The sequence below is a fragment of the Rhodococcus sp. FW305-130 genome (genome assembly GCF_058788335.1).
The window spans coordinates 78181-93263 of sequence record NZ_JBYTAP010000006.1 but is presented as its reverse complement, the minus strand read 5'-3'; the positions used below and the strand labels follow the sequence as shown (position 1 = coordinate 93263).

Genomic DNA, 15083 nt, shown 5'->3' with positions numbered 1-15083 from the left:
ACACAGTTTAGGTGGCCAACTCGAACACCATTTGAATCCGACGACGGCGAATATCACCAAAAGTGATGGGGTGGGCGCAAATACGACTTGGACTTGCCGAGACTCCCGATGACAGACTCGAACACCATTCCCGGACAAAAGAACCCATTGAGGAACCGATGAACGACGCAAATACCTGGACCGCACGACTCGCCGCACTCGACCTGACCCTCCCGCCTGTTGCCACCCCCGCAGGCTCATACCTTCCCGCCGTTCAGACGGGGTCATACGTCTACACGTCGGGGCAATTGCCGCTCGTCGACGGCACTACGACGTGCATCGGCAAGTTGGGCGAGGGCGTCTCCGTCGAAGACGCCGCCCAGGCGGCGCGGTTGTGCACTCTCAACGGACTCGCGGCCGTTGATGCCTTGGTCGGTCTCGACCGCATCGTTCGGGTCGTCAAGGTCGTTGGATTTGTTGCTTCGGGATCCGGATTCTCGCAGCAACCCCAGGTGATCAACGGTGCGTCCGACCTGCTGGCCGAGATCTTCGGTACCGCTGGACAGCACGCCCGCTCTGCGATCGGCGTGGCCGAACTCCCCCGAAACAGTGCCGTCGAGGTCGAGTTCGTGTTCGAGGTATCGGACAGCATCTGACGGTCCGCCACACCCCGAAGGGCGGCGGTTGCCAATGCAACCGCCGCCCTTCTTGTGTGAAGACTTTCAGGCACTGAGCCCGGTCGTCGAACCTGCTGTCACCAACCGCGCTCTGCGAGGCGGTGTCCAACGGGCAGGTCGTCGACGTTGATGCCGACCATTGCCTCGCCGAGTCCGCGCGAGACCTTGGCGAGCACGTCCGGGTCGTCGTAGAACGTGGTGGCCTTGACGATGGCCTCGGCGCGCTGCTTCGGGTTGCCGGACTTGAAGATGCCCGATCCGACGAACACGCCCTCGGCGCCGAGCTGCATCATCATCGCAGCGTCTGCGGGGGTGGCGATGCCGCCGGCGGTGAACATGGTGACAGGCAGCTTGCCTGCCTTGGCGACCTCGACGACCAGTTCGTAGGGGGCCTGCAGTTCCTTGGCGGCTACGTACAGTTCGTCCTCGCTCAGCGAGGTCAACCGGCGGATCTCGCCGCGGATGGTACGCATGTGAGTGGTGGCGTTGGAGACGTCTCCGGTGCCGGCTTCACCCTTCGAGCGGATCATGGCCGCGCCTTCGTTGATGCGACGGAGCGCTTCACCGAGGTTGGTGGCGCCACAGACGAAGGGAGCGGTGAACTTCCACTTGTCGATGTGGTTGGCGTAGTCGGCCGGGGTCAGGACCTCGGACTCGTCGATGTAGTCGACGCCGAGGCTCTGCAGGATCTGCGCTTCGACGAAGTGACCGATGCGTGCCTTCGCCATGACGGGGATGCTGACGGTGGAGATGATGCTGTCGATCATGTCCGGGTCACTCATGCGCGAGACGCCGCCCTGTGCGCGAATGTCTGCGGGGACCCGCTCGAGTGCCATGACGGCGACGGCGCCGGCGTCTTCGGCGATCTTGGCCTGCTCAGCGGTGACCACGTCCATGATCACACCGCCCTTGAGCATTTCAGCCATGCCGCGCTTGACGCGGGCGGTGCCGATGGCGGTGGTGGGGGCAGAGTCGGGGGTGCTCACAGCAAACTCCTGCAGTAGTGGCGTGACAAAAGAAACGAGGCACGGCGAACACACGAGTTCATTCGCTCGGAGGCCTCTGGCCAGAACTCTAGGACTAACCGGCCTTCGATTCCGTATCCAATTTGCCATTGCTGGCCTTAAACGGCCGCGAGCACTGAACGACCGGACGATCAGCGGATGGAACGCACTTCCGGATCCTCGGAACCGTCCGCAATCGTCGCGGCCTCCACCAGGAGGTTTGCCAGATCCAACGGGTAGACGGGCTCACCGGACTTAGCCAGTCGGCGGATATCGTCGGCGCTGCACCAGCGATGGCCTGTGATGGCACGCTGTTCCAATTCCGTGTGGCCTTGGAAGACCGGCTCGAAGCCGTGAGTGCGCGTAGCGAAGAACAGCTCTTCCGAACGGATCAGCTCACCGTCGAACGGGAAGATCGCCACCCGACGCCAAAGCGGACCTCGCAGATTCTCCGGCGCCACGACGAATCCGGTCTCCTCCTCGATCTCACGAACTGCGGCCGCTCGCAGATGTTCGCCGCGTTCGAGCCCGCCGCCGACGGTGAACCAGAAGTAAGTGTTCGGGATCTTGGGATCGTGCCCGCGCAACAGCAGCACCCGATCTTCCTCGTCCAGCATCACCACGCGGGCAGAGGTCCGTGACGTATCCACGGTGATTCCCTCGGGCACCGCCGCCGCGGTCGTGCGCTCCGATATCTCGAAGTACTGAGGTAGCGGTGCCGTTCCCCCGAGGTGCAGCCAGCGAACAAGTCGACGCGTACGCAACGCGAGAGTGTCGCGCACCGCGTCGTTGTGGAACCGCCGAGCGATCAGGACCCTCGCCTCGGCATCGGCCAACTCGGCCACCAGTTGAGGTCGCAGCGACGTCGTGCCGTAGGCAGCGAGAGCATTGGACAGCCGGTTCTCGGCAAGCTCGCGATCCTGACGATCCGCACGTTCGGCGGCGTCCGCCAAGGTGACGAATCTGCGGGCGTCGTCGGCGCTCATGTCCACAGCCGCCGCGCGGACAACCGCGGCACGACGGGACAGAGCCGCATCGAGCGCCAACCACGACTGATCCGAACGCACATGCAGTCGATCGAGTCGGTTCGCCGTCCCGTACGCCCACAGTCCGACGACCAGGACGACGGCAGCGACGAGCCCGAGAATGAAGATTGTCAGAGCGGAGAAGGTCATGAACCCACCACGCGTACGCCGGTGCCGCCAACCGTGACGGTCTCGTAGACACGCAGGATCTGTTCGGCCACCACCGGCCAGTCGTATTCGGCAACAACACTTGTCGCGGTGTTGACCAGCGCGCGTCGTCGATCCGGGTCACCGAGAACGGAATCGATTGCCTCGGCCAAGGCATCGGAGTTCCCGATGGGGACCAGCAAGCCGGCCTGACCGTCGCGAAGAACACGGCGGAAAGCGTCCAACTCACTGGCCACGACGGCAGTGCCAGCCGCCATGGCCTCGACCAGCACGATCCCGAAGCTCTCACCGCCGAGATTGGGCGCACAGTAGACGTCCGCACTGCGAAGCGCCGACGCTTTCTCCTCATCGCTGACCTGCCCGAGCAGGCGGAGATGCTTGAAGTACTTGCCCGCCTCTTTGCGGAGTTTCTCCTCGTCGCCGCGTCCGACCACGATCACTTCGAGATCCGGGTGACGCTCGACCAACTCCGGCAGTGCGCCGAGGAGGACGGCCATCCCCTTGCGCGGTTCGTCGTAGCGACCGAGGAACAGAATGGTTCCACCTTCGCGCGGGTAGCCGGGCAACAGATCGGCCTCGGCAAACGCTGCGACATCGACGCCGTTGGGAATTTCGACCGCGTCGGATCCGAGGGACTCGACCTGCCACCGACGCGCCAACTCCGAGACTGCGATCCGGCCACTGATCTTCTCGAGATACGGAGCCAAGACACCCTGAAAAGTGCTCAGCACCAACGACTTCGTGGTCGACGTGTGGAAGGTGGCGACGATCGGGCCTTCCGCGATACGCAACGCGAGCATGGACAGACTCGGCGCATTGGGTTCGTGGATATGTAGAACGTCGAAGTCACCTTCCGCGATGAACTTGCGGAGGCGGTTGTTCGCCGTCGGGCCGAAAGACAACCGCGCAACAGAACCGTTGTAGGGAATCGCGACGGCTTTACCTGCGGAAACCACAAAATCCGGCAACTCGTCGTCATCGGACGACGGCGCAAGCACACTCACTTTGTGACCACGTTCGATCAGCACCTCGGCCAGATCCACCACGTGCGCCTGCACGCCACCGGGGACGTCGAAGGAGTACGGGCAGATCATGCCGATCTTCATTCACCCTCCATGCGGGCGAGCCGCGATTCGGAGAGGTCGGAGCGCCACAGCGGCTGAAGCATGTGCCAGTCAGCGGGGTGCGCTGCGATGTTGACCGCGAAACGGTCGGCAAGTGCCTGCGTGGCCGGGCCGACTCCGCCGGATACGTCGATCGGCGGGTCGATCTTGAAACCCCAACCGTCGGGAGTGAACCAGCAGTGGACCGGAAGTAGCGGCGCGCCGGTATCGATCGCGAGCTTCGCCGGGCCGGCGGGCATGCGAGTGGGTTCTCCGAAGAAGGTGACGGGCACACCCTTCTTCGCCAGATCGCGCTCCCCCAGCAGGCACACGATCTTGTTCTCGCGCAGATGCTTGGACAGTTCGACGAATGGAGGATGCTCCCCGCCGCTGAGCGGAAAGATCTCGAAACCGAGACTCTCGCGGTATTCGACAAACCGTTCGTACAGGGATTCGGGCTTGAGTCGCTCGGCAACGGAGGTCAACCCACCCCATTGCTGAACACACCACACGCCGGCCATGTCCCAATTACCGCTGTGGGGCAGCGCCAATACCGCGCCATGACCTGCTGCCATTGCTTTTTCCAGATGTTCCTGGCCCTCGACCAGCGCATGCAACGCCTTACCTGTCGCGACCAGGTCCATCGACGGTAGACGGAATGCCTCACGCCAGTACCGGGCGTACGAGCGCATAGAATCCTTGATCAACTGATCCGGAACTTCCTCCGGCGTCGTGCCCAGAACTCTCGCGAGGTTCTTCCTGAGTTGTTCGGGTCCGCCCTTGCGTACCGCGAAATCTGCTCCGGCGTCGAACAGCTTGACCGCCACCGATTCCGGCAGGCTTCGTACCAGACGCCAACCCGCGGCGTATCCCAGATCGGTTGCACGCTCGGCAAAGCTCATTTCTCTGCCTCGCCGTCCGTTTTAGGCTCGCCGTCGGTGTTCGGCGCGCCTTCGACCGTCGATGCCGCCGGGGCGATCGGCAGAAGTTCCCGGGCGCCAGGCGAATTGCGCACCGCGAGCACTCGTTGGAAGACCGTCACGATACTTCCGGCGGCAAGTACCCACATCGCGATGTGAATCGCCCACGGTAGACCCATACCTGTCAGGCCAGATCCGACCAACACGATGATCAGTCGGTCCGGGCGCTCGATCCACCCGCCGTCCGCAGTCAGCCCGCTCGCCTCCGCGCGCGCCTTCGCGTACGAGATGACCTGCGAGGTGACGAGGCAGATGAGCGTCGCGACGAGCAGCCACTTGCTGTTCTCGTGGTAGACCGCCCACCAGGCCAGGCCGGCAAAAATCGCGCCGTCGGCCACGCGGTCGCAGGTCGCGTCCAGTACCGCCCCGTACCGCGTTCCGCCGCCGCGAGCACGAGCCATTGCGCCGTCGAGCATGTCGAACATGACGAAGAACCAGATGAACAAGGTTCCCCAGAACAGATGTCCGGACGGAAACAGCGTCACCGCACCGGCGACGCTTGCCACCGTGCCGATCACCGTCACCGAGTCCGGCGTCAGACCGGTCTTGACCAGCGCCTTCCCCATAGGTGCCGTCACCTTGGACACCGATGCGCGCCCGAAGAAGCTCAACACCGCAGGAACCCTCCCCGTCGTGAGTTCCGGTTCGGAACTCGTTGCAGCAATGCATCCTGCCATGAAGCCGGATGCATCAACCTATTGTTGCCAGGCACCGGCGAGTAGTCCCCTGGTCTCCCGCAGCAATTGCGGCATCACCTTGACCCCACCGAGCACGGTGATGAAGTTGGCGTCGCCGCCCCAACGTGGCACTACGTGTTGGTGAAGGTGCTCGGACAGCGAACCGCCCGCGGCAGCACCGAGATTCAGACCGACGTTGAATCCGTGCGGATTCGACACGCTCTTGATCACCCGCAACGCACGCTGGGTGAACGCCATCAACTCGGCGCTCTCCTCCGGCGTGAGGTCTTCGAGGGCCGCGACCTTGCGGTACGGCACCACCATCAGGTGACCCGGGTTGTACGGGTACAGGTTCAAGACCGCGTAGACGTGTTCACCGCGGGCGACGATCAACCCTTCCTCGTCCGACATTTTCGGAATGTCGATGAACGGTTCACCCGTCGTACCCGGGGTGTTGGGCGCCTCGGTGATGTACGACATCCGATGTGGCGACCAAATACGCTGCAAATGATCAGGATCGCCGACGCCGTGGTCGATCAGCGAACCCGGACCATCGTCACCGGGGGCGCTCACTGCGCCACGCTTGGCTGCACCAGTTCGGCTGTCGGCGAGGCATTCTCGCGGCGGCCGATCCACTCGGTGATGATCCGGACGGCGTCGTCGACGGGAATTCCGTTGATCTGGGTGCCGTCACGGAAACGGAAGCTGACCGCGCCGGCTTCCACGTCACGCTCGCCCGCGAGGAGCATGAACGGGACCTTTTGCGTGGTGTGGTTACGGATCTTCTTCTGCATCCGGTCATCACTGAAATCGACCTCGGCGCGAACACCGGCTGCCTTGAGCTTCTTCGTGACGTCGAACAGGTGATCGGCGAAGGCCTCGGCCACCGGGATTCCGACGACCTGCACCGGCGCCAGCCACGCCGGGAACGCGCCCGCGTAGTGCTCGGTCAGGACACCGAAGAACCGCTCGATCGAGCCGAACAGCGCGCGGTGGATCATGACCGGACGAGTCTTGACGCCGTCGTTGCCGGTGTATTCGAGCTCGAACCGCTCGGGCAGGTTGAAGTCGAGCTGGATGGTCGACATCTGCCAGGTGCGGCCGAGGGCGTCCTTGACCTGAACGGAAATCTTGGGACCGTAGAAGGCGGCTCCGCCCGGATCCGGCACCAGCGTCAGGCCGGAAGCTTCACCGACCTCGGCGAGCGTTGCGGTCGCCTCTTCCCAGACGTCGTCGCTACCGACAAACTTGTCCGGGTTCTTGGTGGACAGTTCGAGGTAGAAGTCGTCGAGGCCGTAGTCCTTGAGCAGGTTCAGAACGAACTGCAGGGTGGTGGTCAGCTCGTCGCGCATCTGCTCACGGGTGCAGTAGATGTGAGCGTCGTCCTGGGTCATGCCGCGCACACGGGTCAGTCCGTGGATGACGCCGGACTTCTCGTAGCGGTACACCGAGCCGAATTCGAAGAGCCGCAACGGCAATTCACGGTACGAGCGTCCGCGAGCACGGAAGATCAGGTTGTGCATCGGGCAGTTCATCGGCTTGAGGTAGTAGTCCTGGCCCGGCTTGCGCACGGTGCCGTCCTCGTTCAGTTCCTCGTCGACGTGCATCGCCGGGAACATTCCGTCGCGGTACCAGTCGAGGTGACCGGAAACCTCGTACAGATGTCCCTTGGTGATGTGCGGAGTGTTGACGAACTCGTAGCCCGCCTCGATGTGGCGGCTGCGCGAGTAATTCTCCATCTCCGTGCGGATGATGCCGCCCTTGGGATGGAACACTGGCAGACCCGAACCGAGCTCGTCGGGGAAGCTGAAGAGGTCCAGTTCCGTACCGAGCTTGCGGTGATCACGACGCTCGGCCTCGGCAAGCAGTTCCAGGTACTCGTCCTGAGCCTCGGTGGACTCCCACGCGGTGCCGTAGACACGCTGCAGATCGGCGTTGTCCTGGTTGCCACGCCAGTAGGCGGCGGAGCTTCGGGTCAACTTGAAGGCCGGGATGTGCTTGGTGGTCGGAATATGCGGGCCGCGGCACAGATCGGACCAGATCTTGTTGCCGGTACGAGGATCGAGATTGTCGTAGATGGTCAGCTCGTTGCCACCCACCTCCATGATCTCGGGATCGTCGATACCGGACTTGTCATCGATCAGTTCGAGCTTGAAGGGCTCGTCGGCCAACTCGACCCGAGCGTCCTCGATCGAATCGACCACTCGACGCGAGAAACGCTGCGATCCCTTGATGATCTGCTTCATACGCTTTTCGAGCTTGGCCAGATCCTCCGGAGTGAACGGACGATCCACTGCGAAGTCGTAGTAGAAGCCGTCCTTGATCGGCGGACCGATGCCGAGCTTCGCGTCGGGGAATTCTTTCTGAACCGCCTGCGCGAGGACGTGGGCCGCGGAGTGCCGGATGACGCTGCGGCCGTCGTCGGTGGATGCTGCCACCGGCTCGACATCGACATCGACCTCAGGTGTCCACGACAGATCCTTGAGCGTTCCCTCGCCATCGCGGACAACGACGATCACGTCGGGCCCCTTCGTGGGGTATCCGGCTTCGCGCACTGCAGTCCCGGCGGTCGTCCCCGCGGGCACCCGAAGTGGGGCGGCTGAGTGCTCTGGCGCGGGACTGGTCACGGCGATGTGCTCCTAAAGGTATTGCGACAAGTTAGACAGGCGTCGTACCCACTGCGAGCACGCGCACGATCATGTTATCGGCCCTACCGACATGGTGAGACAACCGAGTGAAGGAAACCGGGCCGCGTTCAGCTCACAGTGGCGACTCGAGCCACGAGTAGTCCAGGCCCACCCATGTCCCGATCAGGCCGAAGGTGCCGAGCACCCACAAAGTCGCCAGGACGATCACTGTGGTGAACAGAACGCCCAACCCCTTGACGAACAGCGACTGCTTGCCGAACCATTCCATGAACCTGTCGTATCGAGCCTTCGCGAAATGAAGGAGTCGATGTGCCCACGCGAACTCCGACGCCAGTATGCCGAGGCCGGCGAAGACGATGAGCCAACCGGGCCCGGGGTACGGAATAGCCACGATGCCTGCTGCGAACACGATCGTGCCCACGACTCCCACACCGATGCGGTACGCAAGATTGAGGGTGGGCCGCGCGGCGATTCCAGCGCGCCACCGCTCCCAGCGGGACTCTGCGTCTTGGAAGACGGACAGGTCTGAATCGTCGACGGGAGAATCGACCTTTTCGGTACTCAAGTCGGTCACCTTTTCGGTCGCGAAATGTCTCTTCGACCAGGCTACCGAAATCATCGGCCGGCGACCTGCGACGACGGTCTGCATGCCGAAACAACCGTGCCCTCGAACAGCTGTGCTCTCAAACGACTGTGCTCTCAAACAGCTGTGCTCTCAAACGACTGAAGGCGTCCCCGATGATCGGGAACGCCTTCAGTGCTTTTCTGTGGTCCCGGCTGGGATCGAACCAGCGACCTTCCGCGTGTGAAGCGGACGCTCTCCCACTGAGCCACGGGACCGTAAGTCATCCGAACGCATGCGCTCGAACGAGTTGGAACATTAACACGGCTGCGCGATGAATACGAATCACCAGGTTGGCATTCGTTTTGCTCCAGGCGACCCCGAAATCTACGAATTCGAGCTGATTTCAGACCGTATTCATCGCCAAGACGGACAGTTGCAACGCGCGCGACGGGCCAATTCGACTCCGAACACGCCACTGAGCTGGTGATTTGTGTGTATCCGACACGGTCGGCTAATGTTTCCAACGCACCGAGGAGAGCGAGCAGCTCCCCAAGCAACACGGTGCGATGCGGACGTGGCGCAGCTGGTAGCGCACAACCTTGCCAAGGTTGGGGTCGCGGGTTCGAATCCCGTCGTCCGCTCGAGAGGTGTGACTCAACCTTTTACGGTGGAGTGGCCGAGTGGTGAGGCAACGGCCTGCAAAGCCGTGCACACGGGTTCGATTCCCGTCTCCACCTCGCGCGATTAGCTCAGCGGGAGAGCGCTTCCCTGACACGGAAGAGGTCACTGGTTCAATCCCAGTATCGCGCACCACGTCAGGCCCTCGGGCCTGATGGTCAAGACCTGCTTGCAGGTCTGATAAGTTAGAAAAGTACTGAGTTCCGGTAACGGAGTTCATTGCTCATGCGGACGTGGCGCAGCTGGTAGCGCACAACCTTGCCAAGGTTGGGGTCGCGGGTTCGAATCCCGTCGTCCGCTCCACTTTTCTCCAGAACCCGCGCGATTAGCTCAGCGGGAGAGCGCTTCCCTGACACGGAAGAGGTCACTGGTTCAATCCCAGTATCGCGCACCATTTGAAATTGCAAGAAGCCGGAACCTCAGGGTTCCGGCTTTTTGCGTTCGAGCGCCGAACACATCAACCGCAGTACAGACGCAAGCCCTCTCGGGAATCCACGTCAGTACTGCGGTTGATGTAGCTGATCAGATTGTTGTAACTGATCAGTGAGAGAAGCGGTTCGCTGCCGAAGTCATCGCGCGCAGCGAGGACTCAGTCGACGACTCCGCAATCCCCATCGCCCAGCTCCGACGGCCGTCGCACTCGGTAAAGATGAACGTCGCCGTGCGGTGGCCGATCTGGTGCTGATGGAAAGACAGGATCTCGAGCGAGATTCCCGCGTCGTGCAGCATCGACGTCATGGCCGAGATCGCGCCAGTCGAGGTGGCGGAAGCCTTCTGGATGCGCTCCCCCAGACCGAGAGTCGCTTCGAAAGTCCAACGACCCGGCGCAATCTTCTCGGAGGACCACGCGCCCAAACGGATCGGGCCGCTCATAGCCGCATACGTGGACTCGAACTCGGTCCAAGACATCGCTGAGCATTCGGCGCGCAGGCCGGCTGGCAGGGATTTTCCGTGACGCGTCGCGAAAGGATCAGCAGCGGTAGAAGAAGAATCAGAAGCAAAGGCAGAATCAGAAGCGAAGGCGAAGTTGTAAGTCATGATCGTGGTCTTCCTGGAATGAAGTGGAGGACCAACTGGTAGCAAGACGACCCGCAGCGAGGGGTCGGTCCGATTCAGACCCCGCTACGGCGGCTTACTACGAGAATTCGCTTCATGAGAGACGAGGCTAGGCGGCCCGGTTCGAGAATGCAACCCGGACCGCCTCCGCACAGGTCAGACCTGAGCCGATTTGTGCCCGGCGATCAGGGCGCGATACCACTCGAACGAGGTCTTCGGTGTGCGCTTCTGGGTATCGAAATCGACGTGGACCAGGCCGAATCGTTCCTGGTAGCCGGCTGCCCACTCGAAGTTGTCGAGGAGTGACCACACAAAATAGCCACGGACGTCGACACCGTCGTCCATTGCCGATCGGAGGGCGCGAAGGTGCGCATCGTGGTAGTCGATTCGCGCTTCGTCCGCGACGACGCCTGCGGCATCCGGTGCGTCGTGGAATGAACATCCGCTTTCCGTGATGTAGATCGGCGGCAGTGCGTCACCGAACCGAGCCTGGAACGTCCGCAGGATCTCACCCAGCCCTTCGGGAACGATCGGCCATCCGAAATCGGTTGTGGGATAACCGGTAATCGCGACAGGCGCAAAGGGCAGGCCCGGCGGTAGGTCGACCTCGAGCACACCTTCGGTCCCCTGGCCTTCCACCGGAGCGGCAATCATCGTCGGCTCGTAGTAGTTGATCCCGTACCAGTCCAGCGGCGCCCCGATGATTTTCAAGTCCTCGTCGACGGGACCGCTGAGCAGCTGAGCGAATTCGTCGGCGGGGTACTTACCGACCAATATCGGGTCGGCGAACATCCAATTGACGACGTGGTCGTAGATGTCGGCAGCCATCACGTCTTCCGGGGAATCGGAAGCGGCACGCACCGGTGCATGGTTCGAGGCGATTCCGATGTTCGTGCATCCGGTTGCCCGAAGCGCTTCGACAGCGAGGCCGTGCCCGAGCAGCTGGTGATGTGCGGCTTGGAAAGCCTCGAACCCCAAGGCCAGGCCGGGGGCATGAACTCCCAGGGCATGACCGTAGAGCGTATGCACTACCGGTTCGTTGAGCGGCATCCACATTCCGACACGATCGGACAACCGTTCGCCGACGACCTGGGCGTACTCCCCCAGCCGGTACGACGTGTCTCGGTTCATCCAGCCGCCCTGCTCTTGCAGTGCGAGGGGCAGATCCCAGTGAAAGAGAGTGACGGCAGGAGTAATTCCCACCGAACACAGTCGATCGATCAGGCGGTCGTAGAAGTCGAGCCCTTTCGCATTCACAGCCCCCGATCCGGTGGGCAGAATTCGCGACCACGACAGGGACAGCCGATAAGCGTCGAGCCCGAGGTCTTTCATCAACTCGATATCCGATTCCCAGCGGTGATAATGATCGGCAGCAACCGCTCCGGTGTCGCCCCCGACGACTACACCGGGGCGGTCACAGAACTCGTCCCAAATCGACGGTCCGCGACCGTCTTCGGCCACAGCTCCTTCGATTTGGTAGGCCGCGGTGGCGGTTCCCCAGACGAAGGAAGACGGAAATTCTGGTGTCGGCTGCCGAGTCATGTCGGTCAGTTAATCAAAGAACCGTGCAAAACACGCAGCTTTGTTGGACACTCGACCAGTATCAAGATCCAGTACCGTTCGGCCTAACCGAACGAACGAGACAAAGGCCCTGCTTGATGACGGATAACACCCGCACCCTGACGAGGGCTCGGATCGCCACTTCGGTGGCCTTCGGACTTCAAGGATTTCTGCTCGCCGCCATTCTGACGCAGCTGCCGCAGTACAAGAATTTGTTCGAGCTGAGCGAGACACTGGTTGTGGTTGCGGTTGTCACCGTGTCCGTCATCGCCGGGCTCGGCAGCGTGCTCGCCGAGATTCTGGCCGTGAGAACGTCGAGCAAGATGACTCTGCGAACCGGACTCGCCGTCATCGCAGTCTTCGGCGGGGCAACCGGAATTGCGCCCAACGCGGCGATGTTCTTCGTCTTCCTGGCGATCTACGGCATCGGACTCGGCATGGTCGACGCCGCCGCCAACATGCAGGCAGTCTCGATCCAACACGCCAAGGGTCGCTTCATCCTCTCCTCGTTCCATGCTTCCTGGAGCGTCGGAGCGATTGTCGGCGCTCTGTTCATCTCTGCTACCGCAAGCCTCGATATCTCGATCCGCATCACGCAGGTGATCGCGGGAGTTGTTGTCGGACTGATGCTTCTGGCCTTCGGCCCGCAACTGCTCGATCGCTCCGAGTCTCCGGTTGCCGATGCAAACATCACGAGCACCGCGAAATTCACCGTACCCACCCGCGCCTTCGTCCTGCTCGGCGTCGCGATGGCATTGTTCTATGCGGTCGACTTCAGCGTCGGAAACTGGTCGACGCTGTACGTCAAGGACGAACTGCTCGCCGACGCCGGGACGGCCGCCCTTTCCGTGGCGGCGTACCAAATCGCGGCACTGGTCGCACGACTGACCGGCGACTACTGGGTCGGCAAGTTCGGTGAGACCACCGTCGTGCGGATCGGCTCTCTGATCGGCGTGGTCGGCATGACGATCGTTGTCCTAGCGCAATCTCCCGCCGTTGCCATCGCCGGCTTCCTGATCGTCGGCCTCGGCGTACCGGTGATCGCCCCGATTTGCTTCAGCGCGGCCGGACGGATGGCTCCCCCGGATCAGGTCGACGCGGTGATCGCACGCATCAACCTCTTCAACTACGTCGGCACGGTGGTCGGCGGCGGCATCGTCGGCGCGGTCGCTGCCTTCAGTGACCTTCGAATCGGGTTCCTGATTCCGCTGGCGTTCTGCGCGATCTTGATAGTTCTTGCTCCCGCGTTCGCACCGAAACGAGCCACGACGCCGGTCGCCGAGAACGCCGCTTGAGCATCACGCTCGACGAAGGTGGTGTACTTGATCAACCGAATCATGCGCGCGAGAGGTAGAAACTGACGTGACGATCACCGTTGACCGGGCCGGAATCTGGGATTCCGAAGCAATCGCCGACGTGGCAGCGGTGACGTTTCCGCTGGCTTGTCCACCGGACGCATCCGACGACGACATCAGTGCCTTCATCGACAACGTCCTATCCGTCGACAAGTTCTCCGAGTATCTGACGGACCCGACACGAACCGTTCTCAAGGTCATTCGCGACGGCTCGATCGTCGGCTACGCGATGCTCGTCGACGACGAGCCCGCCGACCCGGACGTCAAAGCTGCTGTGACACTTCGCCCGACGACGGAACTGAGCAAGTTGTACGTGCTTCCGGGAAACCACGGAACCGGCGCGGCAGCATCCCTGATGGACGCGGTTGTCGACCATGCACGACGCAGCGGAAGTGCCGGGATCTGGCTGGGTGTCAATCAGGAAAATCTGCGCGCCCAGAAGTTCTACGCCAAACACGGCTTCACCCAGGTCGGCACGAAGACTTTTCTCGTGGGGGCACAACTCCACCACGATTTCGTGATGGAGCGCCCCGTCAGCTGACAGGCCTGCTGATCAGCCGGCCGCGACCTCGAAACGAGAAAGTGCGAGCAGACGCGAGGTCGCGCGCAGGTACTTCTTCTTGTACCCACCGGCAAGCATCTCGGGGGTGAAGATCTCGTCGAGGCGTGCGCCGGAAACGGTGACCGGGATGCTCGCGTCGTACAAGCGGTCGGCGAGAACCACGATGCGCAGTGCAACAGACTGATCCGTGGCCGGGTGAACGCCGTCGATGAAGACCGCCTTCACCCCCTCGACCAACTTGTTGTAGCGCGACGGATGCAGTGTGCTGAGGTGCTTGCACAGCTCGTCGAAGTTGTCGAGCGTGGCGCCGTCGATCGCCTCGGCCCGAGAGACCAATTCCTCCGAGGAGATGGGCTCCGGTGCGGGCGGGAGATCGCGGTGACGGTAGTCGGGGCCGTCGACGCGAATCGTCTCGAAGATCGAGCCGAGCTTCTTGATCTCGCGAAGGAAATCCTGAGCCGCGAAGCGACCCTCACCGAGCTGGCCGGGAAGCGTGTTCGACGTCGCGACGATGGACACGCCGCGCGCGGAAAGCTCCGAAAGGAGGCGAGAGACGAGCATGGTGTCGCCCGGATCGTCGAGCTCGAACTCGTCGATGCAGAGAACGCTGTGGTCGGCGAGCGCTTCGACCGCTTTGTTGAAGCCGAGAGCGCCGACGACGTGTGTCAGCTCGACGAAGGTTCCGAAGGCCTTCGGCGACGGAACGCTGTGGAAGATCGACGCCAGCAAGTGAGTCTTACCAACACCGAACCCGCCGTCGAGGTACAGGCCGGCGCCGGTCGCCTGGGTCTTCTTGCCGAACAGTCCGCGGCGTCCACCACTACGGATCTTGGTTACGCGCTTGGAGAATTCCTCGGCCTTGGCGACAGCAGCTGCCTGGCTCGGTTCCTTCGGATCAGGAATGTAGGAGGCAAAACTCACCTCGTCGAACATTGCGGGAGGCACCATTTGAGCTACCAGTTGATCGGCGGGTACCACCGGGCTGCGATCGACAAGACGTTCATGCATCCGTCAAGGGTATCTACGTGATGTGATCTCTCATGTGC

At 62.3% G+C, this 15083-nt stretch carries 14 protein-coding genes and 6 tRNA genes; 8 read left to right on the top strand and 12 right to left on the bottom strand.

Features of this window, described 5'->3' with window-relative positions; genetic code table 11:
- The first annotated feature begins 158 nt into the window (after window positions 1-158).
- On the top strand, window positions 159-635 hold the full coding sequence (locus AC3WQS_RS19620) for a RidA family protein (RefSeq protein ID WP_020907630.1): 477 nt from the start codon (window positions 159-161) through the stop codon (window positions 633-635).
- Between the two features lie 98 nt (window positions 636-733).
- On the opposite strand, the gene pdxS is transcribed toward AC3WQS_RS19620, so the two are convergent.
- The 9 genes from pdxS to AC3WQS_RS19575 all read right to left on the bottom strand — a co-directional run bounded on the left by pdxS (window position 734) and on the right by AC3WQS_RS19575 (window position 9101).
- Window positions 734-1642, bottom strand: a complete 909-nt coding sequence (gene pdxS, locus AC3WQS_RS19615) for a pyridoxal 5'-phosphate synthase lyase subunit PdxS (RefSeq protein ID WP_003943338.1) — start codon at window positions 1640-1642, stop codon at window positions 734-736.
- A 170-nt stretch (window positions 1643-1812) separates the two neighbouring features.
- On the bottom strand, window positions 1813-2835 hold the full coding sequence (locus AC3WQS_RS19610) for an NUDIX hydrolase (protein WP_021344149.1): 1023 nt from the start codon (window positions 2833-2835) through the stop codon (window positions 1813-1815).
- Window positions 2832-3959, bottom strand: a complete 1128-nt coding sequence (locus AC3WQS_RS19605) for a glycosyltransferase family 4 protein (protein ID WP_003943332.1) — start codon at window positions 3957-3959, stop codon at window positions 2832-2834. Before AC3WQS_RS19605 ends, AC3WQS_RS19610 begins: the two co-directional genes overlap by 4 nt.
- On the bottom strand, window positions 3956-4858 hold the full coding sequence (locus AC3WQS_RS19600) for a phosphatidylinositol mannoside acyltransferase (protein WP_042919909.1): 903 nt from the start codon (window positions 4856-4858) through the stop codon (window positions 3956-3958). The genes AC3WQS_RS19605 and AC3WQS_RS19600 overlap by 4 nt, the downstream gene beginning before the upstream one ends.
- Entirely contained in the window at window positions 4855-5550 is a 696-nt protein-coding gene (gene pgsA / locus AC3WQS_RS19595; protein WP_042951804.1) for a phosphatidylinositol phosphate synthase, read from the bottom strand. Before pgsA ends, AC3WQS_RS19600 begins: the two co-directional genes overlap by 4 nt.
- An 81-nt stretch (window positions 5551-5631) precedes the next feature.
- Window positions 5632-6186, bottom strand: a complete 555-nt coding sequence (locus AC3WQS_RS19590) for an ATP adenylyltransferase (RefSeq protein ID WP_019748284.1) — start codon at window positions 6184-6186, stop codon at window positions 5632-5634.
- Window positions 6183-8240 carry a threonine--tRNA ligase gene (thrS, locus tag AC3WQS_RS19585; RefSeq protein WP_492712321.1) on the bottom strand — a complete coding sequence of 686 codons (2058 nt, stop codon included), beginning with the start codon at window positions 8238-8240 and terminating at the stop codon, window positions 6183-6185. Before thrS ends, AC3WQS_RS19590 begins: the two co-directional genes overlap by 4 nt.
- Before the next feature lie 133 nt (window positions 8241-8373).
- On the bottom strand, window positions 8374-8826 hold the full coding sequence (locus AC3WQS_RS19580) for a TIGR02611 family protein (protein WP_029255280.1): 453 nt from the start codon (window positions 8824-8826) through the stop codon (window positions 8374-8376).
- Window positions 8827-9029: 203 nt separating this feature from the next.
- Window positions 9030-9101: transfer RNA gene (locus AC3WQS_RS19575), tRNA-Val, on the bottom strand.
- Between the two features lie 293 nt (window positions 9102-9394).
- Between AC3WQS_RS19575 and AC3WQS_RS19570 the strand changes: the two genes are divergently transcribed.
- From AC3WQS_RS19570 to AC3WQS_RS19550, 5 genes are all read left to right on the top strand, one after another.
- Window positions 9395-9467, top strand: a tRNA-Gly gene (locus AC3WQS_RS19570).
- Window positions 9468-9492: 25 nt separating this feature from the next.
- Window positions 9493-9563, top strand: a tRNA-Cys gene (locus tag AC3WQS_RS19565).
- A 1-nt stretch (window position 9564) separates the two neighbouring features.
- A tRNA-Val gene (locus AC3WQS_RS19560) sits at window positions 9565-9639 on the top strand.
- A 92-nt stretch (window positions 9640-9731) separates the two neighbouring features.
- A tRNA-Gly gene (locus tag AC3WQS_RS19555) sits at window positions 9732-9807 on the top strand.
- 16 nt (window positions 9808-9823) lie between these two features.
- A tRNA-Val gene (locus AC3WQS_RS19550) sits at window positions 9824-9898 on the top strand.
- 146 nt (window positions 9899-10044) lie between these two features.
- Here AC3WQS_RS19550 and AC3WQS_RS19545 read toward each other — a convergent pair.
- Together AC3WQS_RS19545 and AC3WQS_RS19540 are read right to left on the bottom strand one after the other, a co-directional pair.
- Window positions 10045-10542, bottom strand: coding sequence for an alpha-isopropylmalate synthase regulatory domain-containing protein (locus AC3WQS_RS19545; protein ID WP_070385159.1), 498 nt, complete (start codon window positions 10540-10542; stop codon window positions 10045-10047).
- A gap of 174 nt (window positions 10543-10716) precedes the next feature.
- Window positions 10717-12102: a GH1 family beta-glucosidase gene (locus AC3WQS_RS19540; protein WP_492712319.1), complete on the bottom strand. Its 1386-nt coding sequence runs from the start codon at window positions 12100-12102 to the stop codon at window positions 10717-10719.
- A gap of 116 nt (window positions 12103-12218) precedes the next feature.
- On the opposite strand from AC3WQS_RS19540, the gene AC3WQS_RS19535 reads away from it, so the two are divergent.
- Window positions 12219-13415: an MFS transporter gene (locus tag AC3WQS_RS19535; protein ID WP_445387763.1), complete on the top strand. Its 1197-nt coding sequence runs from the start codon at window positions 12219-12221 to the stop codon at window positions 13413-13415.
- A 67-nt stretch (window positions 13416-13482) separates the two neighbouring features.
- Window positions 13483-14016 carry a GNAT family N-acetyltransferase gene (locus tag AC3WQS_RS19530; protein WP_003942603.1) on the top strand — a complete coding sequence of 178 codons (534 nt, stop codon included), beginning with the start codon at window positions 13483-13485 and terminating at the stop codon, window positions 14014-14016.
- A 12-nt stretch (window positions 14017-14028) separates the two neighbouring features.
- Here AC3WQS_RS19530 and zapE read toward each other — a convergent pair whose 3' ends face one another.
- On the bottom strand, window positions 14029-15045 hold the full coding sequence (gene zapE, locus AC3WQS_RS19525; RefSeq protein WP_019748277.1) for a cell division protein ZapE: 1017 nt from the start codon (window positions 15043-15045) through the stop codon (window positions 14029-14031).
- Between the last annotated feature and the right edge of the window lie 38 nt (window positions 15046-15083).